We start from the raw sequence: 25,474 nt of genomic DNA, 5'->3' as shown, positions 1-25,474 counted from the left end.
AGAAGCTGGGAGTATGGACAAATATTGTGATATTGGAAATAAACAAGACAATGTGTTGATGTGATAACCAGTTTTGCAAACTGGTTATCACTGTTCTCCTTGTAACATAGGACTAGTATAGTTTAATGTGGATTATTACGCATTGTGTTGTGTTTAAGCTGATTGAATACATAAGTAATGTTGGAGAAGTTTTTTCTGGTTATAGTAAAAAATCATACCAATATGAATGGTGTTTCATGGGATTAAATGTTACTTAGGTAACATTTAATCCCAGATAAACAATTGGAAATTATATAAAAGCAAGTAGTATATACTAAAAATGACATTAGTATGTTTACTTTATAGCAAGTTTTATATTGTCATACGTGACAATGTCAATCAAAAATGATAAGAGCGAAAAGGTGAAGCATGGAAAATAAACAAAAGAAAATATCAAGGCAACGAAGAAAAGAGTTACTAAAACGTCTTGATAGTTATGTACGTCCAAATAGGCATAAATTATATATGATGTCTATATTATCATGGATTCAATTTTTAACGAGAATTATTTCATTTTATTATTTGGCAAAATTATTTGAGCAATTATACTTCAACCAATCAGTTGATTTATTTTGGTATAGCGTAGGGCTTCTAGTGCTAAATGCTATTGGATTTGTGTGCGCATGGTTAGGAAAAACATATCAAGGATATATTTCTCAATATGCCAGAAATCAGATGAAAGCAGAATTTTTTGAGGCGTTTACGCAACAAACACAAATGGAAGAAGCAACAACAAGCGATATTTTAACGATTGCTTCTAATGGGATAGATACTTTGGATACGTATTATGGAGTGTACATTAATCAAAAAATAAGAGCTTATTTAAATTGTGCAACGGTATTACTGATTGTCACATGGTTATTTCCTTTAGGAAGTGTCGTCTTTTTATTTAGTTTACCGTTAATTCCAGTATCTATTATTTTAGTACAAAAACGCTCAAAACAAATTATGCAACATTATTGGGCAACGTATATGGATGTGGGAAATTTATTTATAGACAATTTAAAAGGATTAAACACCTTGTATACATATCAAGCAGATGAACGTTACGAAAAAACGTTTAATGAAAAAGCGGAGAATTTTAGACAGTCCACTATGGAATTGTTATCTTTTCAGCTACAATCTGTTGGGTATATGGACGGTGTGATGTACATGGGTGTAGCCTTATCCGGAATGCTTGCAACAGTAGCGTTTGCTCAAGGCAATTTATCATTATTTGCACTTGTTTTCTTTGTATTTATTGCAAGTGAGTTTTTCATGCCGATACGTGAAGCAGGATATGGTATGCATTTAGTGATGATGAATACAAAAATGGCAGATCGTATTTTTACATTTTTAGATGCTATGGAACCCACAGAAAAAGACTATCAACAGGATATAGATAGTATGCCGATTCAAACTATCCAATTTAACAATATTAGCTATGGTTTTTCTCATCAAACATTAGTCGATCATGCAACTTTTACGGTGAAAAAAGGTGAATTGTTTTCAATTTGTGGGGTGAGTGGTCGTGGAAAATCAACACTAGCTAAAATGTTATTAAAACAACATTCCTTAATTGCAGGCGATATTTTGTTAAACGGACGTTCATTAGAACAGTGGAATAAACAGGCATTAATGAAACAAGTTGTCTATGTTTCACCGGATAATTATGTGTTTAATGATAGTATTTATCATAATTTGATATTAGCCTTACCAGGCGATAAACGCATCGATCCAGAAGAATTGATACAATGGTTAGATACGCAAGGCTTATTACCATTTATTAAAAAACTCCCTCAAGGACTTCATACTGTTATAGGAGAAAATGCACAATTGCTTTCTCCAGGGCAACGTCAACAGATTTTAATTGTTAGAGCGATGTTAGGGGATTTTTCAGTTTATATTTTTGATGAAATGACATCAAGTGTGGATAAAGATAATGAACAGATTTTATTTAATCTTATGGCACGTTTGGCTAAAGATAATATTGTTTTGTTTATTTCACACAAAATGAAGCAAATTATGCAAACAAAACAGGTTTTATTCATTGGGCATGATGCAGTGTACACAGGTACGCCAGAAGAATTGCTAAATACTCAAGATGAATTTAACACATTATGGCAGACACAATGTGAATTGGAGGCTATTTTAGATGAACATTAAACGCTATACATTACTAAAAAAACTTATTCACCTTATGGCACCACTTCATGTGAAGCTATATTTAGCTGTGAGTTGTGCAGTGTTAGGATTTTTAACAAGTGTCCTTATCCCATTTTTTATCGTGACACAAACGTTTCTTATATTATCACATCAAGCAATTGATTGGGCTATTTACATACCTTTGATGCTTAGTTTAGGTGTTTTACGAGGAATATTTAGATACGGCGAACATTATTTTGGGCATTATATTGCCTTTAGAGTGCTAGCCAATTTTAGAAATATGATCTTCCACAAATTAAGACGGTTAGCTCCTACAAAGTTGGACGATAAAAAGAGTGGAGTATTATTGAAAATGATTGGAGAAGATATTGAGGCAATCGAGGTCTTTTTTGCTCACACTCTACCACCTATTTCAACAGCTAGTATTGTCAGTGTTTTATTAGCAATCTATTACATGCATGTATCTGTTTGGGTAACTTTAGTTGCCTTGTTAACGTATGCGATTTTAGCGATTTACCTTCCAATACGTTTTGCTAAGGTATTACACCCTTTAATTAAACAGCAATCACAAATTAGGAAACAGTATATGGCAGCCTTTTTAGAAAGTTTGCGTGGTATGGCAGACTTGGTTCAGTTTAAAAAAGAGCAGGTACGCTTCAAACAGTTAGAAAAGAGCAGTCAACATGTTATAGAAAAAGAAAGACAAGTGTATCAAGGACAAGCACAACAAACAATGGTTACGTTTCTTGTGGTCGGTATATCTATTTTCGTTATGGCAATACTGGTAAGTTATTTATATCTTCAACACACTATTACGTTACAAACAGCAGTTGGGTGTACGATAGTGTTTAGTACATCGTTTGCACCGTATTTAGAATTAAGCCGATTACCATTCGGATTAAAAAAAGCACTTAAAGCGGCTGAAGATGTTTTTAATTTGTTAGACGAACCTGAGGAACAGACTAGTGGAGAAAAGAGCATTCAACATATTGGTGACATTTCTCTAGACAATATGAGTTTCACTTATCCTAAAACAGAGCAAGTTATTTTTAATCAGCAGACGATACATTTTCCAAAACATAAATTAATCGGTCTTGTTGGGGAGAGTGGGAGTGGAAAAAGTACATTAATGAAATTAATTATGAAATGGTATGCTACAACACAAGGGACTATTCATATTCACGATACAGATATTTCTCAGATTAATCGTCATGATTTGCAATCGAAAATAGCGTATATTCCACAAATACCACAACTTTTTTCACAGACTATCCGTGAAAATTTGACATTAGGAAAAGATATTCCAGATGACATTATTTTAAAAACTGCTGAAAAATGCTATATGAAAGAGCGAATTTTAGCAGCTCCTAAAGGTTTAGATACGTTAGTCAATAGTCAAAGTCATTTGTTTTCGTCTGGTGAAAAACAAAGATTGGAATTAATTAGAGCATTGTTATCCGGAGCAGAGTGCTATGTATTTGATGAACCGACAAGTTTTTTAGATTCATTAAATGAAGCCGCATTTTTAAATGTTGTGAAACAACACTGTAAAGGCAGCGTGTTTTTAATTTCGCATCGAGATAGTACCGTATCGTGTGCGGATATTGTGTATAAAGTTGAAAATCAACAATTAATAAAATTAAGAGAAAGAGGATAACTTATGAATTTACGTGTAAAAGATTTAATGACAACAGGTATGTATGCTGCATTATATTTTGTGCATGTTGCGATAGGGACATTGATAGCTGTTATTTTATTGCATAGCGGCAATATGTTATATGCTCCAGCCTTTAGTGCCTTAATTTCAGGAACAGTATATTTTATTTTAATAGATAAGGTTAAAAAATTTGGTGCAATTACGTTAGTTGGAATAACAATGGCACTGTTCTTCCTATTATCAGGGCATTTTGCACTATCTTTTTTACCATTTTTAATCTGTGGTATCGTTGCAGATTATATGGCAAAACTCGGGAAATATAAACAAAAATTGACGAACATGGTATCGTATATTATCTTTTCATTTGGAAATTTTGGACCTATTTTATTTATGTGGTTAGCAAAAGATGCTTATGTTCAACGTTTAGTAGAAAAAGGAAAAGATATGGCATATATTCAAAATGTTATGGTTGAATTTGATGTTTGGCATATTGCACTTTTAGTTGTATGTAGTGTCATTGGTGGGCTTATTGGACAATATATGCTAGAAAAGCATTTTAGAAAAGCAGGCTTATTATCATGATTTTAGATGTCCGCATGAAATTTTGTTTAATTTTTATTGCGAATTATTTATTGTTAAAGCGTGTTGAGGGGATTATGGAATGTGTGTTTATCGTATGTTTAGCCAGTTTATTTATATTGGCAAAAAAAATGAAAAAAGCAGTTATTTATACAGTAATGTTTATACTACTTTACAGCTTACATGATGTGATATTAGATCAAACACAAGGCTCTATTTACTCCTTTTTATCTATGTTGACGGTCGGGGGACGTATGATGTTACCTTGTATCATGGCAGGAGATTATTTATTTCACACCTCAAGAATAAGTCAGCTTATAAACGCTTTACGTATGTGGAGAGTTCCTGAACCGATTGTGTTGACTTTTGCCGTGATGTTTCGCTTTTTTCCAGTGATTAGGCAGGATATTCGGACAATTCAACAATCTTTAAAAGTGCGAGGCATATTTATGAGCCGAAAAGATATGCTATGCTCTCCCCTAAAATATGGAGAATATGTTCTCATTCCATTGGTAATGTCATCTAGTCGGACAGCCCAAGACTTGACCATTGCCACTATGACAAAATCTATTGCAGGAAAAGCAAAATCAATGTATCATCAGCCTAAATATACATGGTTTGATGGAGCAGTCTTTTTGAGTATGTGTGCATATATTTTAATAATAGAGTGGAGAAGTTAATGATTACGATTAAAGAACTAACATTTCAGTACAGTACAAATCAAGATATGACGTTTTCCATAAGTGATGTAGAAATAAAGCAAGGTGAATGCGTAGTACTTTGTGGGAAGAGTGGGAGTGGAAAAAGCACATTTTTGCGATTAATTAATGGGTTAATTCCTGAATACTACGAGGGAACATTGCAAGCACAAGCATGGATAAATCATCAGCCTCTAGGACACATTAGTATTGAGGATAGTACGTATTCAGTAGGATCGGTATTTCAAAATCCATCCACACAATTTTTTCATGATATTATTGAGGACGAACTTGTTTTTCCGTGTGAAAACCAAGGGTTGCCGGTAGATGTCATTCAGTGTAGGTTACATCAAATTGTCAAAAAATTTCAGTTAGATCATCTTCTTCATCATAGTTTGTATCATATTTCAGGTGGACAACGGCAAAAGGTAGCTATTGCTACGGCACTTATGCAACAACCTTATATGATTGTAATGGACGAACCTACAGCCAATTTAGATAAACATGGTGTAGATATTATTAAAGAAACTATTGAACAATTAAAACGAGCAGGTATTACGATTATTATTGCTGAACAACGTTTAGCTTATTTACGAGATGTTGCAGATAAATATTTATATTTTGAACGAGGCACATTAGTACAACAATGGGATAAGCAGACAATATTGACATTGTCTAATGATTTTTTTCATCACCAAGGACTACGCTCGCCACTTTTGGATAGTGTCTACGCTTGTCTTGATGAAAAAAAACACCTTTTTCAAGAAGTTCAACATAAGAAAGTGCCGTCTTTATGTTTAAAAGATATTCAATTAAAATATGGGCAAACAGTTATCAAACATTTTCCAGCTATTCAATTTCCACTTGGACAAATTATTGGAATAGTTGGGGCAAATGGGGTTGGCAAGACAACCTTAATTAAAGCTATAGCCGGACTGTTACACAGTAAAGGAACGTTTTTATGGAACGGAAAATCTTTATCTGAGCAGGAACGCTTGAAGCAGACAAGTTTTGTTTTGCAAGAGGTACGTATGCAACTATTTTCAGATACAGTGAATAAAGAAATTGAATTAGGTGCGGATAAGAATTTAGTTCGGCTACATAAAGAAACGGTCTGTCAAACGCTGGGATTGATGCATGTGTTAGATAAACACCCTATGACCTTATCAGGTGGGCAACAGCAACGTGTGATGATGGCAAATGCGTTATTATCACAGAAAAAAGTTTTTATTTTTGATGAAGTGACAAGTGGACTATGTTATGAAAATATGCAAAATGTGGCTAATTTGATTAAAACATTAAAAAAATCAGATAGCGTTGTTTTCCTAGTATCGCATGATGAGGAATTTTTATCGTATGCAGCCGATATGATCTTTGATATGGAACAAGAACATTGGGCAAAAATAGATGATGACAGGGTGTAAATCTATACAAAAATAAACATTTTCTAGACTGATATATTGACATTGCGAGAAACCTTCATTTATAAACGAAGATTTCTCGCAATTTTTTGGTGCATAGTAAACCGTGTTGGTGAACAAAAAGTTTGTTGACATGATTTTGATTTGTAAATTTCTCAAAATCAAAGGCACATACGATTTACAAATTTGACTGGGCACTCTGCGTTTTATGTGCTATACTTTCATTAAGTATTATTAGATTTTTTGAAAGAAAGAGATACCGATGTATATTTAATTTTAGTTATAAACCTGCTTTTTATTATTTATTTTACCAAGGAGTAAATGTTTATGAATAAGAAATTAAAAAAATATGTGATTAGTGGTTTAGTTGGTTTATCGTTTAGTGGAATTGTTATAATGGGAGAATAAATTTCTAATGAACTATAAAAAAATATTTATAACAACGTTTATTTTCTGCCTATTTAGTTTTTTAGGAGCACTTTTGTTTAATAAAGAGTTCATTTGGTATGTTAAAGTTCCGGCGATTTTTTTAGGTGTTACTGTAATGTATGGTTTGTTTGATAAAAAATGAAGGTAATTATCAATTTATTAGACTTTTGATTTGGTTAAACATGTTATTTTTTCTTATCTTGATGTATTTGTATTTACTTTATAATGAGAAAAATAAAAAAGGTAGATTTTATGTTAAAAAACAATTTCTCTGTATAATGTTTTATGTGGTGTATTTAGTTTTGTTGGAGATGTTTATAACATAGGCAGAGTTATTATGAAACTCGGATAATAGTAGATTTTACCTCCATTCATCTTATAGATGAATTTTTTTGCATGAAATCTTAGGTGAAAAATGGTAAAATGAGTAAGATTTTAAAGAGGATAAATCAGCAAGGAGTAAAATATGCCACAACAAATAAAGCAACGGATACATGAATTAAAAGAACTTTTACAAAACTATAATTATGCCTATTATGTATTGGATAATCCGAGTGTGCCTGATGAAACTTATGATCGTCTATACCGTGAATTAGAACAGTTGGAGCAAGACTATCCACATTATTTAACACTTGATTCCCCTACGCAAAAAGTAGGAGGTCAAGTATTAGAGAGTTTTACAAAAGTACAGCATGATAGTCCGATGTTAAGTTTAGGAAATGCTTTTTCTTATGAAGAATTACAAGAATTTGATAAACGCATGAAAGAACTCTGTCAAGAAGATATACGCTATACGTGTGAATTAAAAATTGATGGATTGGCAGTATCTTTAAAATATCAAGACGGTATTTTAGTGCAAGGAGCAACACGTGGAGATGGAATAACAGGAGAGGATATTACACATAATATTAAAACAATTTCCTCTATCCCATTAAGATTGCAGACACCTTTAACATTGGAAGCACGTGGAGAGTGCTTCATGCCTAAGCAGGCATTTTTAGATTTGAATGGACAAAGAGAAGAACAAGGAGAAGCTGTTTTTGCAAATCCTAGAAATGCAGCAGCTGGGAGTTTACGTCAGTTAGATAGTAAGATTGCAGCATCACGTCAATTAGATATGTTTTTGTATGCTGGTCAAATGGATAATGTGACATCTCAAGTCGAATTATTAAATGCATTAAAACAAGCAGGTTTAAAAACAAATCAGGAAACTAAATTGTGTCAAAATATTGATGAAGTTTGGAACTTTATCGAAGATATGATGCAGAAACGTTCTAATTTAGCGTATGATATTGACGGAGTTGTCGTTAAAGTGAACGACTTTAACCAAAGAGAGCGTATTGGTTTTACCAATAAAGCACCTAAATGGGCTATTGCATACAAATTTCCGGCTGAAGAGGCTACAACGGTAGTTCTTGATATTGAGTGGACACTTGGGCGAACAGGAGTAGTTACGCCAACGGCTATAATGGAACCTGTATTTATTGCAGGGTCAACTGTACAACGAGCAAGTTTACATAACGTAGATTTAATTTTAGAAAAAGATATTCGTATTGGAGACACCGTTATTATTCATAAGGCAGGGGATATTATTCCAGAAGTTAAACTGGTTGATTTGAATAAGCGTCCAACCGATAGCCAACCTTATTCTATTCCAACGCATTGTCCAGAATGTCACAGTCACTTAGTTCACTTACAAGATGAAGTTGCTCTAAGATGTATCAATCCACATTGTTCTGCACAAATTCGTGCTAGTTTAGCACACTTTGTATCAAGACAAGCCATGAATATTACAGGTTTGGGCGATAAAGTCAGTGCTAAGTTGTTTGATGCCCAACTTGTTCAAGATGTGGCTGATTTATATACATTGACGTATGATGATTTAATTGGATTAGATAAAATAAAAGACAAATCAGCAAATAAACTATTAGAATCTATTCATGCTAGCAAGAAAAATTCTTTAGAAAGGTTGCTATTTGGATTAGGTATTCGTCATGTTGGTGTTAAGCAAGCTAGTGAATTAGCAAAACATTTTGAACAACTTGAACATCTAGTGAGTGCCACTCAAGAAGAATTAGCAAAAATTGAAGGTGTTGGTGTGGTTGTTGCTGAAAGTATTCAAAACTATTTTGATTTACCAGAAGTTAAACGATTATTAGACAAATTAAAACAGGCACAAGTCAACTTTACATATTTAGGATTGAGTAAAGAAAACCTAGATCAAAAGCAAACTGTTTTTTCGGGCAAAACGATTGTGTTAACAGGGAAACTAGAGTATCTTAATCGAGATCAAGCCATTGAATACATTACTAATCTAGGGGGGAAAGTGACTAATAGTGTATCTTCTAAAACAGATTTAGTGATTGCAGGTGAACAAGCAGGAAGTAAACTAGAAAAAGCACAACGTTTAAATATTGACATTTGGGACGAGGCTAAATTGAAAGAGATACTAGAACAAAATAATATGTAAATGACTTTCTTAGAAGTTAAAAAACATTTTTAAGAAGTGACTTTAAAACTGTGTAGCTTCGGCATGTAAAGTGGAGTTTACAAGAAATCGTGTTGGTGGACAAAAAGTGTTCGCTAACACGATTATTTTATATCATTAAGTTGTTTACCAATATAATTTGACGACAAGTTATAATGTGCAGATACTATACAGCTTTCATTGATTTTCAATTTTTTCCGTTCGTTTTTTCATCATTATTTTTTTGGAATGCTATAGAAGATATGATATAATACATAAGAAATGGAAATGTACAGGAAGTTAGGAGATTGAATGTGAGAATGATTAAAAAAAGTGTATTATTTTTGTGTACGATAGCACTTTTGAGTGCGTGTACACAAAAAAATACTAGTGAAGTAACACGTGATAAAAAACAAACAGATGCAGTAACATCAACGATAGCTAATCAATCAGGGGATTATCGTATGCTGTTTATTGATGGAAAATACCGTACGTCATCAACACGAGGATATACGTTGGAACTAGCTACAGTTGAAAATATTTCTGCATTTGAAATAGGGTTAATGAATTTATCAAAATCAGAGTTCAATCCATCTCAATTTTATTTTATTGAAGGTCAATTTATTACGAATGAAGAGATTAATCATTGGTTAGCCGTAAAAAGTCAAGAAAATCCTAATGGGTTAAATAGTAAGCAAGAAAATAATATGTTGATTAGTACAATTTTAGAGCAAGACTACATGATTTTAAATAATGGCAATTATGAGTTTTCTGGAGTAAGTATTGGACTAGCGTTAAACCCTAAAACAACAGCAAGTGCGACTTTAACAGATGAGGAATTGCTGGCAAAAGGAAAAGAAATAGTTAACCAATTATTGCCGCTCTTACGTGCCAAAGAAGGATTTGATTCTATTCCAATTATGTTTGGACTATTTAAGCAATCTGTTGATAATGGGTTATCTCATGGAACTTATTTTGCTACAGCTACATCAAATAGTGGAACAAGTGTATCTAAATGGAGCAATACAAAGTTACAAAAACGGGTTTTTCCGCTTGAAACAGATAAAACTGAAGAATCTAGTGTATTTATAGCATTTAAACGTAATGTAGAAAAATTTTTCCCAAACTTAAATGGGATTGTTGGGAATGCAACATTTACTGACGGCGCTATGAGTGAGCTAGATATTAAAATTACTACGCAATTTTATGGACAAGCTGAAATGATTGCATTTGAACAGTTTTTAGTTGAACAAGCAGGTATGACTTATTCTGCTAGCGAATTATCTGTGAAAATTCGAGTAGAAACGGTTCGAGGTACAGAATTAGTTGTCTATAAAAGAGCAGGAGAAAATACATACCATTCAATTGTTTTAAATTAATGATATGTACATCATGTTGAGTAAAATTTAAAATAGCACGAAATCATGTGAACAGCATTGGTTTCATGCTATTTCACTAAAAAAGTTTAATACGTTCAATGTAGATAAAGAAAAAAACAAGGAATTCATACGATATATTGAATAGTTTTAAAAATAACACACAATATATTGTGTGTTTTTCTTGAAAAACATGTTTAGGGTTGCTATAATGTTTTAAGAGTAATGGAGGTGTGACAACATGAAAATTGTATATATGTCTATGACAGGGCAAACAAGAAAATTTGTTAAAAAATTAGGCATGGATAGTCTTGAAATCACATTAGACAATGCTTTTCAAGAAATTTATGAACCTTATGTGATTGTAGCACCGACCTATGAAAAAGAAGCAACAAGTATTTTAAATGATTTTATTGAAACAGGGCATAATCAATCTTATTTAAAAGGTGTTGCAGGTGGAGGGAATCGAAATTTTAACACATTATTTTGCTTTACTGCAAAAGACTTGGCACAAGACTATCATGTGCCTTTGTTGCATCTGTTTGAGTTTCAAGGATCAGACTATGATGTGAAATTTTTTAAGGAAAAGGTGAATGAACTTGGATAAACCAAAAGTTGTTAATCAAATGCATGAAGTCACTTACTTCAAATTAAATAATGAATTAAATCGTCCTGTAGACGGAAAAATTCCTATGCATAAAGATAAAGAAGCTGCACGTGCATACTTTTTAGAGCATGTTAATCCAAATACTGTATTTTTCTATACATTAGATGAAAAATTAGATTATTTAATTGATCACGACTATTTAGAGAAAGACTTTTTAGACAAATACAGTCGAGAATTTGTTAAAGAGTTGATGACAGTAACATATCGGAAAAAATTCAGATTTAAATCATTTATGGCAGCATTTAAGTTTTATACACAATATGCGATGAAAACAAATGATGGTAAACGTTATTTGGAGCGTTATGAAGATAGAATTGTATTTTGTGCGTTATATTTAGCTAATGGGGACGAAAAATTAGCTAGTCAGTTGGCTACTGAAATGATTCATCAACGCTATCAACCAGCAACACCCACATTTTTAAATGCAGGACGTAAAAGACGTGGAGAATTGGTGTCATGTTTCCTTATTCAAGTGACAGATGATATGAATAGTATTGGTAGAGCAATCAATAGTGCCTTACAACTTTCCCGTATCGGTGGAGGCGTAGGGGTTTCGTTAAGCAATATTCGTGCAGCAGGAGATCCAATTAAAAAAATTGAAAATGCTTCAAGTGGTATTGTTCCGGTCATGAAATTATTAGAAGATAGCTTTAGTTACTCTAATCAATTGGGACAGCGTAATGGAGCAGGTGCTGTTTACTTAAACGTATTTCACCCGGATATTGTGTCCTTTTTATCAACTAAAAAAGAAAATGCTGATGAAAAAATACGTGTTAAAACACTTTCTCTTGGCTTAGTTGTACCAGACAAGTTTTATGAATTAGTGGCAAAAGACAGTATTATGTATTTATTTAGTCCTTATGATGTTGAACGTGAGTATGGTAGACCATTTTCTTATGTGGATATTACAAAAGAATATGATAATTTAGTGAATAACCCTCGCATAAAAAAATCAAAAATTCAAGCACGTGAATTAGAAAATGAAATTAGTAAATTGCAACAGGAATCAGGGTATCCTTACATTGTGAATATTGATACGGCAAATCGCTCTAATCCTATTGACGGGAAAATTATTATGAGTAACTTATGCTCTGAAATTTTGCAAGTACAACAATATTCTGTTATCAATGATGCACAAGAATATGAAGTTATGGGAACTGATATTAGTTGTAATCTTGGTTCTACCAATATTCCTAATTTAATGGCCTCATCAGATTTTGGCTTATCTGTGGAAACAATGGTACGTGCTTTAACCTATGTAACGGATTCTTCTAGTATTGTATCTGTTCCAACTGTAAAAAATGGGAATGATAAAGCTCATACAATTGGTTTGGGTGCTATGAATCTACATGGGATGTTTGCCTTAAACCAAATGGAATATGGTAGCCCAGAATCTATTGAGTTTACTGATGCGTATTTCTTAGCACTGAATTATTATACACTTAAGGCAAGTAATACCATTGCAAAAGAACGTGGAGAAAGTTTCTATAATTTTGAACGTTCTAAATATTATACGGGCGAATATTTTGATACGTATACGCAAGGCGAGTTTGTATTCCAATTTGATAAAGTGAAGAAATTATTTGAACATGTTGGCATACCAACCATTAAAGACTGGGAACAATTAAAAGCGGATATTCATGAGCATGGTTTATATCACCAAAATAGATTAGCGATTGCACCAACAGGATCAATTAGTTATGTAAACGAAGCGACAGCGAGTCTACATCCTATTACACGTCTTATTGAAGAACGTCAAGAAAAGAAAACAGGAAAAACTTATTATCCTGCACCTTATTTATCTAATGATACACTGCCGTATTATAAATCAGCTTATGACATTGACATGCGTAAAGTAATTGATGTGTATGCTGTGGCACAAAAACATATTGATCAAGGCATGAGTTTAACGCTATTTATGCGATCAGATATTCCAGAAGGCATGTATGAATGGAAAAAAGGACGCACATCTAAGATGACAACTAGAGATTTGAATATTTTGCGTTATTATGCATGGAAAAAAGGTGTGAAATCTATTTATTATGTACGTACATTTACTGAAAATTCAGAAGAAATTGGAAGTAATAACTGTGAAAGTTGTACAATTTAACCAAATAGATACATCGTGCTAGTGAATTAAACATGAGCTATCTTATATGATAACAAAAAAGTGAGGAAGAATCTCTTTCTTACTCAGAGTGTTGACAATATAATAGAAAAAATCACATCACATTTTTAAAATAGAGAAAAATGTGATGTGACTTTATATTAAGCCTATACAGAGAAGAAAAAATGCTGTTTGAAAAAAACAATATCTTTTATGTAGTGTTGTTTTTAGCTTTTATAAAGTATGAAAGCATCATTAAAATTCAAGTGAAAAGGACTAGGAAAATGACAAAACATATCGTATTAATCCATGGTACATGGTGCAATGGGAACACGTGGGGAGAATTTGCAAGAAAATTAGAAGACTATCATTTAACGGTACATACACCAAGTTTAAGGTATCATGATTTGTCTTATGAGGAATGTTTTGAAAAAGTGGGAACAGTAAGCTTGACAGATTATGTGAATGATTTAGTAGACTACATTGGACAATTAGATGATGAACCCATCATATTAGGACATTCTTTAGGGTGTTTGATTGCACAACTAGTTGCTGCTCGCACGAGAGTAAAAGGAATGATTTTAATGGGGCCTGCTCCAACTCCAGATATATTTGCATTTTATCCAAGCATGGTAAAAAGTTTTATTAAACATTTTTTACGTTGGGGATTTTGGAAAAAGCCCATGCCACCTTATAAGAAACCATTTTTTACATACTGTATGAACGAGCAAGAGTATGAAGCGAAAGAAAAAATTTTTTCAACTCTCGTTCCAGAATCAGGGCTAGTATATACGCAAATGGCACTGCCGTTTTTTGATAAGGAAAAAGCAGCCTACGTTGATTATACTAAAATCACATGTCCAGTTTTAATTATAACTGGTTCAAACGATAAAATGACAGTCTCAGCTATTGCTAGAAAAACGGCTATAAACTATCCTAAATCACTTTTAGTATCTATTACAGGTGCAGACCACATGTATTGTTTTGGAAAATATATGCCTAAAACATTAAGTATTATTGAACATTGGATAGGGCAGATTAATAGATAGTATACATTATCTAGCACAACATTTTAGGTATTTAAAAGCCACATGCTAAAGAGGTTATGCGAATAAATGCGTAACCTCTTTAGCATAACTTAAAATTAGTGAATAAATAAGTAAAGATAAATATAAAAATTTAACTAAATTGTTTGAATAGCATAAAAAAAATAAAATAAATATGATAAAATGTATTGACAGAAAGAATGGACAGTAGTATGTTGTCTTTGGATATACCTAATTAAAGTGATTAAACAAATTAAAGTAATCAAGAGATGGATTATGAAAAAATTATATATGTTGTTTATATTAATAAGTGTTGTTTTATCAGGGGTATGCTCCAAACAGGTGTCTGACGTAAATGAGAATGCGTTTAAGAATGGTAAGCTTGAAAGTGTTGATAAAAACACAACTATCCAAAGTATTACATTTGAAGAAGATAAAGTAGTTGTCAGTTTAGATATTAAGAAAATAGTTCGCTTAGAAACAGTTAGTAAATACTTATCTTCTAGATATGACTTGTATTGACTTTTAGATGAAAATGCACTAGACTTTTATAAAGAAGATGCTGAAAAAGGGCAAGTGACTTTAAGAGGATTTAAACAAGGTGTTCCGAGCTATCAGGCAAGATACGGGTAAGTATATATAGTGTTTTATAATCCTACCATTGAAGCATCTAATGCTACGCATAGTACTTGGTAAGTAAAAATGGAATGGAATAAAGAAAAAGGAAAATATCTTGAGAAAGATAATATGCAAGCAGAAGATTTATTTTTATTTACAGTCAACAATCAGCATGGGATTATTGATCAATTTGGTGGCAAATATAAGGCTATTAAATAGTTGGAGTAGTGTATATTGTTTTAATAGTGAGTAAAAAAATGTGTCGGTAAATATCAACACGTTTTTTCTAACCCCGATTTATTCATTTTTTAAATATGAAATAAAATCTATAATTTTTGATTATACAAAAAATAGCTATTAGTTATGGAACTTTATCAAATGATGCGGATAAGAAACAGAGTTATTTCACTTAATCATATAAAAATAATCATGTTGGTGAACAGATAATTTACCAACATGATTTATTTGCATTGTTTAAGCGTATTAAAAAGATTAGTCATACGTTAGAGTGTTAATAATTTCGGCATGGTTAGGATAGAGTGCATAAAGTTGCTCTTTTGTAAATAGTTCAAAGTCTGCGTATTCAAATGCAGGTGTAACACTACAACTTACAATAGCAAAATCGTCTGGATTTGTACTATTGACGGTGGAACCAAAGATAGTTCCTTTAGGCACTTTATATTGTAGGTGGTGATCTAAGCCAAGTATGACTTGTTGATAGGTGCCGTTTGGGTGTAACAAATGAATAGTAAGAGGATGACCATGATGATAGTACCATATTTCATCAGATTTTAATCTGTGAAAATGAGATGGGTTACTAGAAGTTAATAGAAATAGAATGGAACTTGATAAAAAACGAAGTCTACCGTCACTTAATTGAGTTGTTTCTAAAGATTTATAGGTTTGTTTAAAATAGCCACCTTCTGGATGAGGTTCTAAGTGTAGTCTGTTTATCCAGTCATTAATGTGCATGTGTTGTCCTCCTAACAATAAAAAGGAGAGGTTTCTCTCCTTTTGGGATTATTTATCTAATGAAATTTCAATAAAATCATTACAATGAATAAATTCTAAACGTGAATCATTCCTGTCTGTTTTGAATAATTTTGAAAGAACGAAATCAATTTCAGCAGTTTTAATACTTCTTTTTTTATTCAGAATAATCAAATTACTATGTGTTTTTGCATCAGTATAAATAACTGTTGTACGTCCTAGAGAATATAATTCTACTAGATGTGCATCTGTGTGTGCAAGTTGCTCTTTGACTAGCTGGGGATTACTATTGGTAATATTGATTAATTTCATAAAATCACTTCTTTCGGTGGAATCACTATACTTATTATAGTATATTTTTGAAAAATAATAAAGATTTATTTTTCAGAATAGACATTTTACTGTAAAAAATGCTAAGATACTGTATGAAAGCCAAAAAATTATCCATATTTTATGCACTTTACATCAGGGTGCATCTTTTGATGAGTAACTACTGTTTGAACATAATCAATTAAGTAGAATACACAACACATGAATTGGCTTGTTGTAAGGAGTATATAAATTTTTAATGAGGAGTAGTAAACGTGAATTTGCAGACAGAAATTAATAAGCGTCGAACTTTTGCTATCATTTCCCACCCAGACGCAGGGAAGACAACTATTACAGAACAATTGCTATTATATGGGGGAGCTATTCGCCAAGCTGGAACGGTTAAAGGGAAAAAAACAGGAAAATTTGCTAAATCAGACTGGATGGAGATTGAAAAACAACGTGGTATTTCCGTAACGAGTTCGGTTATGCAAGTTGATTATGATAATAAGCGGATTAATATTTTGGATACACCAGGACATGAGGATTTTTCAGAAGACACGTATAGGACATTAATGGCAGTGGATAGTGCCGTCATGGTTATTGATAGTGCCAAAGGGATTGAGCCTCAGACAAAGAAATTGTTTGAAGTATGTAGTATGCGTGGAATTCCTATTTTTACATTTATTAATAAACTTGATCGTGATGGACGTGAGCCGTTAGAATTAATTGCTGAATTAGAGGAAGTTTTAGGTATTGAGGCTTACCCAATGAATTGGCCAATGGGTATGGGAAAAGGCTTTTTAGGATTGTATGATCGATACAATAAACGTGTTGAATTAACACGCCCTCAAGAAAATGGAGATAATGATTACTTGCCATTGAATGACAATGGAGAAGTGGACGGTGATTATGCGTTTAAACAGTCTTCTTTATACACGCAAACATTAGAGGACATCATGCTATTAGATGAAGCAGGAAATACGTTTTCTCCCGAGGCGATTGCTGATGGGAAGCTGACACCAGTTTTTTTTGGATCAGCTTTGACGGGGTTTGGTGTACAAACATTTTTAGATGCTTATGTTGATTTTGCACCAAAACCTAAAGCCACTAAAACAGCAGATGGACAATTGGTAAATCCAGATGAGCCAGAATTTACAGGATTTATCTTTAAAATTCAAGCCAATATGAATCCAGCTCATCGTGATAGAATTGCATTTGTTCGCATTTGTTCAGGTGAATTTACTCCGGGAATGGATGTAACAGTTGGGCGAACAAATAAAAAAATGAAATTATCGCATACGACACAATTTATGGCAGATAGTCGTGAAAGTGTGGAAACAGCTGTAGCAGGAGATATTATTGGTCTTTATGATACAGGAAATTTCCAAATAGGAGATACTATTTATTCTGGTAAAAAAGCCGTTCAATTTGAGGCATTGCCGCAATTTACTCCAGAAATTTTTATGAAAGTAACGGCTAAAAATGTCATGAAACAAAAATCATTCCATAAAGGTGTAGAGCAGTTAGTTCAAGAAGGTGCCATTCAATTATATAAAACGTACCATACAGAAGATTATATTTTAGGTGCAGTTGGGCAATTACAATTTGAAGTATTTCAGTATCGTTTATTGAATGAGTATAATTCAGAAGTTGTGATGAGTCCAATGGGAAATAAAATTGCACGTTGGATTAAAGAGGAAGATTTAGATCCAAACATGAGTTCTAGCCGTAATTTGTTAGCACGGGATCGTTTTGGAAATCCAGTATTTTTGTTTGAAAATAGTTTTGCTGAACGTTGGTTTGCCGATAAGTATCCAGATATTGAATTAATGAGCTTATTATAATAGTTTGTTTTTATAGACACATGACAATATGAATGATGTATATGTCAAAAAATTTTATGGTTGATAGATTAAATCACTTAGTCATATCAAGTCAATCGTGTTGGGGAATGATTTTCGTTCATCAACACGATTTAGCGTATACTCTTTAAATTAAGAAAAACTATTCAATTTGTTTTTTATAAAGAAAAAACAAATTGAATAGTTATTTATTAAGATGATGCCGTAAGTTTTTTTACTGGTTAACTCTCTACATAGATTAATTATTTTTAATAGTCTAATGACTAGATATTAAAAATGGGTATATTTAAGTAAAGAGGAAGTTGTCTAATTTTTTGGAATGCTTTTATAAGTTGTTTTTATACTAATTAGAAAGCACTAGTTATATTGTGAAGGATAGAGTGAGCATGATTGCACGGCTTATTTTGTGAATATAAAGGGAAAGTTGGTAAAAGATGCGTGGAATAGATGGAGATTAAGGCTAGATATCCAATGTGTGATATGCTAAAATAAGACTGTAAGTATAAGTTTAGAGTATATAAGATGATTAGAGGAGACTATTATGACAACTGTAATGGAAAAATTTGATGCGCTATTTGCTGAAAAAAAAGTGCCTGTCCAGAAAGTAATGATTTCAGATGAATTGGTGTTGTATCATGTTGATTTTACATTGAGTCCGACACATATTTTACGTATGGAAATGATTTTTCAAGCATACGTTGATAAAACGGATATTCAATTAACTTATCGCTATGCTAGCTTTGTTAAAGATTATCAAAGACGTGCTGAGGTTCTTGAATTAATTAATCAGTTAAACGAAAGTCATACAGGATATTATCGTTTATTTTTAGCAGGAGATGGGGAAGTGTATTTGAAAACTTTAATGCGTGTACATGATGATATTTTACCTGCTTATGAATCTTTAATTCAAGGTCCACCAATCGTTCGTGGTCTTTTACCTGATTTAGAAGCAATTAATGGCCCAATGAACATGGAAGAATTCAAATAATGTCTAATGTAAAGATGATTGTACAATCTGAAACGGAATTGAGAGCGTGGGCAAGTAAGTTGGCAAAAGAGTTAAAAATGGGCATGGTTATTCTTTTGCATGGTGAACTTGGTGCAGGGAAAACAACATTTACAAAAGGGTTAGCGCAAGGATTAGGTGTGAGTCAAACGATAAAAAGTCCGACGTATACACTAATTAAAGAGTATGATACAGGTGTGTTGACTTTATACCACATGGATATGTATCGTTTAGAGGATATAGGCGGCGAAGGATTAGGATTGATAGAGTATTTTGAAGGAGACGGTGTTTCTGTTGTAGAATGGAGCGAGTTTATCCAAGATGATTTACCAACTGAACATTTAGATATATATATAGAACGTGTTTTTGAACATGATACCTACCGTCAATTAACCATTACGGCAACTGGAAAGAAATATCAAGAACTGTTAAATCATTTGAATATTTCATGAAATAGTGCTATACTACAATTGAATAAAGCCTCTTTTTAGAGGTTTTTTATAGTGGTGAAAAAAGAGAGAAGAGGAGAAAATTATGGACGTCCTTGAACAAGAGAAGTTATGGTATGTATTGCATACTTATTCAGGCTATGAAAATAAAGTTAAAGCAAACTTAGAATCACGTATTCAAAGTATGGGAATGGAAGATTATATTTTCCGTGTTGTTGTGCCTGAAGAAGAAGTTGTTGAAATGAAAAATGGAAAAGAAAAAGTTGTCATGGATAAAACGTTTCCTGGGTATGTATTATTGGAAATGATTATGTCTGATCAAGCATGGTATGTAGTGCGTAATACTCCTGGAGTAACAGGATTTATCGGTTCTCATGGAGCAGGAAGTAAACCTACACCTTTATTGCCAGAAGAAGTTGAAACAGTATTGCATCGTATGGGAATTAGTTTACGTCAACATAATGACTTTAAAGTCGGAGAAATCGTTATGATTTTAGACGGTGCGTTTAATGGCATGACAGGTAAAATTGAAGAAATTGATAGTGAAAAATTAAAATTGAAAGTTATGGTAGAAATGTTTGGTCGCCAAACTATAGCTGAAGTAGATTTTGACCATGTAGATAAGGTGTCCTAATGATGAAAGATATATTTGATTACGAAATAGAGCATGCTCCACAAAACCAATGTATTTGTCCGAAATATGAAAAAATTATTAATATTTTAGGGAAACGTTGGAATGGATTGATTATTGAAGTGCTTCATCAAAAAGATTGCCGCTTTTCAGAACTCGCAAGAGAAATTGAGGGTGTAAGTGATCGTATGTTAACGGAAAGACTAAGAGAATTAGAGCATGAGCAGATTATTGAGAAAAATGTGATGCATGAGGGTAAAATAATATCCACATATCGTTTAACTGAAAAAGGAAAAGCCCTAGGCTTAGCTATGCAACCTTTGAAATCTTGGGCTGGTCAGTGGATTGGTATAGACGAATAATAAAGAAAAACAATGATGAGAGTCATTAACAATAAGGTATAGTACAGAGAGATTTGCATAGCTGAAAGCAAATTCTATATAGTTGTTATGTTTCACTCTTGGAGTTGCACTTGGGATAAATAAATTATTGAAAAAGTGATCGGTAGCCACCGTTATTGGTTTGAGAATAGGCAAATGTTTTGCTTGTTGAATAAAGGTGGTACCACGGTAAAACGTCCTTTAATAGAGAATTCTATTGAAGGACGTTTTTTGTATATATGCTAAATAAACTATTTAATAGAAAAGGAGAAGACAATGAGTTTAATAAAAACATTAGAAACGATGCAAGGCAAAATAGTTGAAAGAATACAACAGATTAATGCTTTAGAACCAGAAGAACGCATGAAAGCAGTTAATGAATTGAAAAGTGAATTGCTTGGAAAACGTGGAGAAATTGTGCAAGCACGTCAACAATTAAAAGATGCTTTACCAGAAGACAAGCCAATTTTAGGGCAGTTGATTAATAAAATCATAACAGCTATTAATGAGGCTATAGAGGAAACTAAGCAATATGTTGAAACGTGTCAATTAGAAGAACGCTTAAAAAAAGAAACAATAGATATTAGTTTACCCGGCAGAGAAGTGAGAATGGGAACGAAACATATTTTAACGCGTGTCTTAGAAGACTTGGAAGATTTGTTTATTAGTATGGGGTATCAAGTTGTTGAAGGACCAGAAGTTGAAGTTGATTTATATAATTTTGGAAAAATGAATTTACCAAAAGAACATCCTGCACGTGATATGCAAGATACGTTTTATATTTCTAGTGAAGTGTTATTGCGTACACAAACATCTCCAGTTCAAGCAAGAACAATGGAGAAACATGATTTTTCAAAAGGACCTTTAAAAATGATTAGTCCTGGAAAAGTTTATCGTCGTGATGATGATGATGCAACACATTCACATCAATTTCAACAAATTGAAGGATTGGTGATTGATAAACACATTACAATGGGAGATTTGAAAGGTACTTTAGAAGTGATTGCAAAATATATGTTTGGAGAGGAGCGTTCTATTCGATTAAGACCTAGTTATTTCCCATTTACAGAACCGTCTGTTGAAGTTGATGTGAGCTGTTTTAAATGTTCTGGACAAGGTTGCTCAGTATGTAAAAAAACTGGCTGGATTGAAGTGTTAGGTGCCGGCATGGTGCATCCAAATGTATTAGAAATGTCGGGCGTGGATTCCACACAGTATAGTGGCTTTGCTTTTGGATTAGGATTAGAACGTTTTACAATGCTAAAATATGGAGTAGATGATATTCGTCATTTTTATCAAAATGATGTCCGATTTTTAAATCAATTTAAAACATTATTGGAAGGAGAAGCATAATATGTATATTTCATATCAGTGGTTACAAGAGTATTTAACATTGTCTGTTTCAGCTTTGGAATTGGCAGATAAAATGTCAGTAACAGGCATTGAAATTGAGTCGGTAAAATCTATTGGGCAAGGATTAAAAAAACTTGTTGTTGGTGAAACCTTAAGTGTTATTAATCATCCAGACTCTGATCATTTGCATATTTGCCAAGTAAATGTAGGAACAGAGCATTCAGAAAATGGAACACTACAAATTGTATGTGGTGCTCCGAATGTTGAGCCACATCAAAAAGTTATTGTCGCCTTACCAGGTGCTCGTATTAAAGACAATATTAAAATTAAAAAAGGAAAAATACGAGGGCAAGAGTCACATGGTATGCTTTGTTCTTTGGAAGAATTAGGTTTTTCAAGTCAAGTTATTCCTAAAGAGTGTGCTAATGGGATTTATATTTTGCCAGATGATGCTCCAATAGGAGAAGATATTATCCGATACTTATGTTTAGATGATACGGTGTTAGAATTGTCTATTACACCTAATCGTGCAGATGCTCTTAGTGTCTATGGAACAGCATACGAAGTAGGTGCTATCTATAATCAGCAGCCACAAATTCCGCTGAAATCTGCACATAAAATAGAAGATTGTGCTAGTCAGTATATTCAAGTTGATGTAGAAAATAGCAAGAATTGTTCAGCATATTATATGAGTATCATTAAAGATGTTACCGTTCAACCTAGCCCATTGTGGCTACAAATGAAATTAATGTCTGTTGGTGTACGTCCAATCAATAATGTAGTAGACGTTACAAATTATATGTTGATGTTATATGGACAACCACTACATGCGTTTGATTATCATACTTTACCTAATAAACATGTTGTTGTCAGAGATGCTAAACCTCAAGAAACTATTGTGACCTTAGATGCAGTTTCTCGTGAGTTAGATGTAGAAGACATCGTGATTACATCAGCAGATAAACCTATTGCTTTAGCAGGGATTATGGGTGGATTAGACACAGAAATTACAGAAAATACAACGATTGTTGCTTTAGAGGCAGCTGTGTTTAACGCAAAACAGATTAGAGCAACGTCTAAACGTTTGAATTTGAGAAGTGAGGCAAGTGTACGTTTTGAAAAAGGGATAAATTTATCTTTAATTCAACATGTTCTTGAGCAAGCAAGTGCAATGATTGCAGAGTTGTCTAATGGAAAAGTGGTAACAGGTATTCAAGGTGTAAATCATACTAATCTTAGTCCAATACAAGTTAAGACGTCATTATCTAAAATGAATCGTGTGTTGGGAACTAAGCTAACAGATGACGAAGTAACAGATATTTTTTCTCGCTTAGGGTTTGATGTTAATTCTATTAATGGAGAATATGAAGTGTCTGTTCCACCAAGACGTTGGGATATTAGTATAGAAGCCGATTTGATTGAGGAAGTGGCACGGATTTATGGATATGATAATCTTCCATCAACGTTACCAACTACTCCATCAATTAGTGGTGGTTTAAGTCCGTTAAGACACTTTTTACGCTTGTCTAATCGCCTTTTGGAAAGTTTTGGGTATACGCAAACTATTGGATATTCTTTAACATCTTTACAAAAGTCAGGGATATTGGCGATTGAAAACCGAGGAGAAACAACATTAGCTTTACCAATGAGTGAGGAGAGAAGTGTACTTAGACGTAGTTTAGTCACAGGTTTACTTGATATTGCTGCATACAATATAGCAAGAAATTGTACAAATTTAGCTTTATATGAAACTGGTCGTGTATTTTATGCAACTCATGATAATGAGCAACCATACGAAGAAGAACATATTGCGTTATTATTAACAGGAAATCGTCAACAAAAATCATGGTATGGAAAAGATGAACGAGTAGATTATTATGATATTAAAGGAACTTTAGATGCCTATTTTAAAGGTATTGGAGTATATGACAAAATCAGTTATCAAGCTGTTCAGAAAGAACAGATGCATCCAGGACGTACAGCTCATATTGTATTGGATAATCATATTGTTGGATATGTTGGACAAATTCATCCGCATTTGGCTAAACAATATGATTTACCAGATACTTATGTAGCAGAATTGAGTATTGATCCAATTCAGATGCTGGAAAAAGCTAAATTAGTTCAAACAACTGTACCGAAATATCCAAGTATGACAAGAGATATTGCTTTACTAGTCAATGAAAAAGTTGAACATCAAGATATTGTGCGTATATTGACTCAAGCATCAGGCAAATATTTAAGTGATATACAATTATTTGATTCTTACAGTGGTATTGGGATTGAACCAGGAAAAAAATCTTTAGCGTATAGATTAACATTCTTAAATGTAGAGGCAACATTAGTTGAAGAAGATATTAATCGTGCAATGACAAATGTGACAGACGCTTTAACTTCTCAATTAGACGTGGTTATTCGTTAGAATGATAAGTATATAAGTCTAGGCTAATACTGATGAACAAAAATGCAAAATAGGAGTAATGATGATTTATGTGATTTTTTGTGTATAGTATTAGACGTTAATAGGGGGAATAGTTGGACAATATTGTCTAACTATTCCCCCTATTTATTGTAGTCCTAGTCTAAAATAGAGAAGAATATGGGTGTACAATAAATCGTGTTGGTGAACAAAAAAGTTCGCCAACACGATTATTTTTTTATAGAAAAAAGTGAAGCAAACCAGTAAACTATAAGTTGAGACAAAATAGTAAAGAGGTGCTTCACATGGATAAGAATACCAGAAAATTATTGAAATTGGAAGAAGAATTTGAATTTCCAGAAAATTGGCTAACTCAAGACGTACAACATCATATTAAATATCATATTATTCATGCCAGCTGGGAAAGAGAAATAGAAAAATGTCATCATTGTGGGCATAATCAACTGATTCGTTATGGGAGTTATTTAAGAAAAATAAAATTATTACCTATTTATGAAAATCCCACTAAATTACATTTAAAAATGAGACGTTATCAATGTACTTGTTGTCATAAAACGATGACCTGTGAAACACCTATTGTTAAAAAATATTGTCATATTGCTACAGCTGTCTATCAAAAAGCTTTGTTACTATTATCAAAATCTGTGACGAAAAAACACATTGCTCAAGAATTATCTGTGTCTGACGCTTCCGTTCACCGTGTAATGCAACAGGCAGTGATCAGTTGTAAACAAACTTATAGCTATTTACCTAAAGTACTGTGTATTGATGAGTTTAAAGCTTTAAAAACAAGTTATTCAAA

At 32.8% G+C, this 25,474-nt stretch carries 22 protein-coding genes; 20 read left to right on the top strand and 2 right to left on the bottom strand.

Going from position 1 to position 25,474, the window contains the following annotated elements:
- The first annotated feature begins 408 nt into the window (after nucleotides 1–408).
- The 12 genes from E4T68_RS02060 to E4T68_RS09900 all read left to right on the top strand — a co-directional run bounded on the left by E4T68_RS02060 (nucleotide 409) and on the right by E4T68_RS09900 (nucleotide 15,468).
- Nucleotides 409–2,184, top strand: a complete 1,776-nt coding sequence (locus E4T68_RS02060) for an ABC transporter ATP-binding protein/permease (RefSeq protein ID WP_135123631.1) — start codon at nucleotides 409–411, stop codon at nucleotides 2,182–2,184.
- The gene (locus E4T68_RS02055) at nucleotides 2,174–3,841 is read left to right on the top strand and encodes an ABC transporter ATP-binding protein (RefSeq protein ID WP_135123629.1); all 1,668 of its coding nucleotides are present in this window, start codon (nucleotides 2,174–2,176) and stop codon (nucleotides 3,839–3,841) included. Before E4T68_RS02060 ends, E4T68_RS02055 begins: the two co-directional genes overlap by 11 nt.
- A gap of 3 nt (nucleotides 3,842–3,844) precedes the next feature.
- Entirely contained in the window at nucleotides 3,845–4,423 is a 579-nt protein-coding gene (locus tag E4T68_RS02050; RefSeq protein ID WP_135123627.1) for an MptD family putative ECF transporter S component, read from the top strand.
- Nucleotides 4,420–5,100 carry an energy-coupling factor transporter transmembrane component T gene (locus tag E4T68_RS02045; protein WP_135123625.1) on the top strand — a complete coding sequence of 227 codons (681 nt, stop codon included), beginning with the start codon at nucleotides 4,420–4,422 and terminating at the stop codon, nucleotides 5,098–5,100. The genes E4T68_RS02050 and E4T68_RS02045 overlap by 4 nt, the downstream gene beginning before the upstream one ends.
- Nucleotides 5,100–6,542, top strand: a complete 1,443-nt coding sequence (locus E4T68_RS02040) for an ABC transporter ATP-binding protein (protein ID WP_135123623.1) — start codon at nucleotides 5,100–5,102, stop codon at nucleotides 6,540–6,542. Before E4T68_RS02045 ends, E4T68_RS02040 begins: the two co-directional genes overlap by 1 nt.
- Before the next feature lie 892 nt (nucleotides 6,543–7,434).
- Nucleotides 7,435–9,438 (top strand): NAD-dependent DNA ligase LigA, encoded by a 2,004-nt coding sequence (gene ligA, locus E4T68_RS02035; protein ID WP_135123621.1) that lies wholly within the window; start codon nucleotides 7,435–7,437, stop codon nucleotides 9,436–9,438.
- A 317-nt stretch (nucleotides 9,439–9,755) separates the two neighbouring features.
- Nucleotides 9,756–10,814: a CamS family sex pheromone protein gene (locus E4T68_RS02030; protein WP_228099218.1), complete on the top strand. Its 1,059-nt coding sequence runs from the start codon at nucleotides 9,756–9,758 to the stop codon at nucleotides 10,812–10,814.
- 238 nt (nucleotides 10,815–11,052) lie between these two features.
- The gene (gene nrdI / locus E4T68_RS02025; RefSeq protein ID WP_135123617.1) at nucleotides 11,053–11,418 is read left to right on the top strand and encodes a class Ib ribonucleoside-diphosphate reductase assembly flavoprotein NrdI; all 366 of its coding nucleotides are present in this window, start codon (nucleotides 11,053–11,055) and stop codon (nucleotides 11,416–11,418) included.
- Entirely contained in the window at nucleotides 11,405–13,588 is a 2,184-nt protein-coding gene (gene nrdE / locus E4T68_RS02020) for a class 1b ribonucleoside-diphosphate reductase subunit alpha (RefSeq protein WP_135123615.1), read from the top strand. The genes nrdI and nrdE overlap by 14 nt, the downstream gene beginning before the upstream one ends.
- Nucleotides 13,589–13,869: 281 nt before the next feature.
- Entirely contained in the window at nucleotides 13,870–14,634 is a 765-nt protein-coding gene (locus E4T68_RS02015) for an alpha/beta fold hydrolase (protein ID WP_135123613.1), read from the top strand.
- A 273-nt stretch (nucleotides 14,635–14,907) separates the two neighbouring features.
- Nucleotides 14,908–15,153: a hypothetical protein gene (locus tag E4T68_RS02010; protein WP_135123612.1), complete on the top strand. Its 246-nt coding sequence runs from the start codon at nucleotides 14,908–14,910 to the stop codon at nucleotides 15,151–15,153.
- Nucleotides 15,154–15,333: 180 nt separating this feature from the next.
- Nucleotides 15,334–15,468 carry a hypothetical protein gene (locus E4T68_RS09900; protein ID WP_255518857.1) on the top strand — a complete coding sequence of 45 codons (135 nt, stop codon included), beginning with the start codon at nucleotides 15,334–15,336 and terminating at the stop codon, nucleotides 15,466–15,468.
- Nucleotides 15,469–15,741: 273 nt separating this feature from the next.
- On the opposite strand, the gene E4T68_RS02005 is transcribed toward E4T68_RS09900, so the two are convergent.
- Nucleotides 15,742–16,221, bottom strand: coding sequence for a cupin domain-containing protein (locus E4T68_RS02005; RefSeq protein WP_135123610.1), 480 nt, complete (start codon nucleotides 16,219–16,221; stop codon nucleotides 15,742–15,744).
- A gap of 48 nt (nucleotides 16,222–16,269) precedes the next feature.
- A complete protein-coding gene (locus tag E4T68_RS02000; RefSeq protein WP_135123608.1) occupies nucleotides 16,270–16,551 on the bottom strand; it encodes a DUF1827 family protein in 282 nt (93 codons plus the stop codon).
- 272 nt (nucleotides 16,552–16,823) lie between these two features.
- Between E4T68_RS02000 and E4T68_RS01995 the strand changes: the two genes are divergently transcribed.
- From E4T68_RS01995 to E4T68_RS01960, 8 genes are all read left to right on the top strand, one after another.
- Nucleotides 16,824–18,395, top strand: coding sequence for a peptide chain release factor 3 (locus E4T68_RS01995; protein ID WP_135123607.1), 1,572 nt, complete (start codon nucleotides 16,824–16,826; stop codon nucleotides 18,393–18,395).
- 559 nt (nucleotides 18,396–18,954) lie between these two features.
- Nucleotides 18,955–19,401, top strand: a complete 447-nt coding sequence (locus tag E4T68_RS01990) for a hypothetical protein (RefSeq protein ID WP_135123606.1) — start codon at nucleotides 18,955–18,957, stop codon at nucleotides 19,399–19,401.
- Complete coding sequence (gene tsaE / locus E4T68_RS01985; RefSeq protein WP_135123605.1) at nucleotides 19,401–19,871, top strand: tRNA (adenosine(37)-N6)-threonylcarbamoyltransferase complex ATPase subunit type 1 TsaE; 471 nt, start codon at nucleotides 19,401–19,403, stop codon at nucleotides 19,869–19,871. Before E4T68_RS01990 ends, tsaE begins: the two co-directional genes overlap by 1 nt.
- An 82-nt stretch (nucleotides 19,872–19,953) precedes the next feature.
- On the top strand, nucleotides 19,954–20,502 hold the full coding sequence (nusG, locus tag E4T68_RS01980) for a transcription termination/antitermination protein NusG (RefSeq protein ID WP_135123604.1): 549 nt from the start codon (nucleotides 19,954–19,956) through the stop codon (nucleotides 20,500–20,502).
- A complete protein-coding gene (locus E4T68_RS01975) occupies nucleotides 20,502–20,861 on the top strand; it encodes a helix-turn-helix domain-containing protein (protein WP_245175679.1) in 360 nt (119 codons plus the stop codon). Before nusG ends, E4T68_RS01975 begins: the two co-directional genes overlap by 1 nt.
- Nucleotides 20,862–21,155: 294 nt before the next feature.
- Nucleotides 21,156–22,232: a phenylalanine--tRNA ligase subunit alpha gene (gene pheS, locus E4T68_RS01970; protein ID WP_167753774.1), complete on the top strand. Its 1,077-nt coding sequence runs from the start codon at nucleotides 21,156–21,158 to the stop codon at nucleotides 22,230–22,232.
- A gap of 1 nt (nucleotide 22,233) precedes the next feature.
- Complete coding sequence (gene pheT / locus E4T68_RS01965) at nucleotides 22,234–24,654, top strand: phenylalanine--tRNA ligase subunit beta (protein WP_135123602.1); 2,421 nt, start codon at nucleotides 22,234–22,236, stop codon at nucleotides 24,652–24,654.
- A gap of 302 nt (nucleotides 24,655–24,956) precedes the next feature.
- A partial coding sequence (locus E4T68_RS01960) for a transposase family protein (protein ID WP_135123601.1) occupies nucleotides 24,957–25,474 on the top strand: 518 nt, incomplete at its 3' end.

The organism is Granulicatella sp. WM01, assembly GCF_004570605.1.
Lineage (GTDB): Bacteria > Bacillota > Bacilli > Lactobacillales > Aerococcaceae > WM01.
This window is presented reverse-complemented; position numbering and strand designations above follow the sequence as displayed.

Coding starts and splice junctions, on each gene's coding strand:
- pheS (WP_167753774.1), top strand. CDS start 21,156: ATGAGTTTAATAAAAACATTAGAAACGATGCAAGGCAAAATAGTTGAA.
- E4T68_RS02055 (WP_135123629.1), top strand. CDS start 2,174: ATGAACATTAAACGCTATACATTACTAAAAAAACTTATTCACCTTATG.
- pheT (WP_135123602.1), top strand. CDS start 22,234: ATGTATATTTCATATCAGTGGTTACAAGAGTATTTAACATTGTCTGTT.
- E4T68_RS01990 (WP_135123606.1), top strand. CDS start 18,955: ATGACAACTGTAATGGAAAAATTTGATGCGCTATTTGCTGAAAAAAAA.
- nrdE (WP_135123615.1), top strand. CDS start 11,405: ATGAACTTGGATAAACCAAAAGTTGTTAATCAAATGCATGAAGTCACT.
- E4T68_RS02040 (WP_135123623.1), top strand. CDS start 5,100: ATGATTACGATTAAAGAACTAACATTTCAGTACAGTACAAATCAAGAT.
- E4T68_RS02015 (WP_135123613.1), top strand. CDS start 13,870: ATGACAAAACATATCGTATTAATCCATGGTACATGGTGCAATGGGAAC.
- E4T68_RS02000 (WP_135123608.1), bottom strand. CDS start 16,551: ATGAAATTAATCAATATTACCAATAGTAATCCCCAGCTAGTCAAAGAG.
- E4T68_RS02045 (WP_135123625.1), top strand. CDS start 4,420: ATGATTTTAGATGTCCGCATGAAATTTTGTTTAATTTTTATTGCGAAT.
- E4T68_RS02005 (WP_135123610.1), bottom strand. CDS start 16,221: ATGCACATTAATGACTGGATAAACAGACTACACTTAGAACCTCATCCA.
- E4T68_RS09900 (WP_255518857.1), top strand. CDS start 15,334: ATGGAATGGAATAAAGAAAAAGGAAAATATCTTGAGAAAGATAATATG.
- nusG (WP_135123604.1), top strand. CDS start 19,954: ATGGACGTCCTTGAACAAGAGAAGTTATGGTATGTATTGCATACTTAT.
- E4T68_RS02030 (WP_228099218.1), top strand. CDS start 9,756: ATGATTAAAAAAAGTGTATTATTTTTGTGTACGATAGCACTTTTGAGT.
- E4T68_RS02060 (WP_135123631.1), top strand. CDS start 409: ATGGAAAATAAACAAAAGAAAATATCAAGGCAACGAAGAAAAGAGTTA.
- E4T68_RS02050 (WP_135123627.1), top strand. CDS start 3,845: ATGAATTTACGTGTAAAAGATTTAATGACAACAGGTATGTATGCTGCA.
- tsaE (WP_135123605.1), top strand. CDS start 19,401: ATGTCTAATGTAAAGATGATTGTACAATCTGAAACGGAATTGAGAGCG.
- E4T68_RS02010 (WP_135123612.1), top strand. CDS start 14,908: ATGAAAAAATTATATATGTTGTTTATATTAATAAGTGTTGTTTTATCA.
- E4T68_RS01975 (WP_245175679.1), top strand. CDS start 20,502: ATGATGAAAGATATATTTGATTACGAAATAGAGCATGCTCCACAAAAC.
- nrdI (WP_135123617.1), top strand. CDS start 11,053: ATGAAAATTGTATATATGTCTATGACAGGGCAAACAAGAAAATTTGTT.
- ligA (WP_135123621.1), top strand. CDS start 7,435: ATGCCACAACAAATAAAGCAACGGATACATGAATTAAAAGAACTTTTA.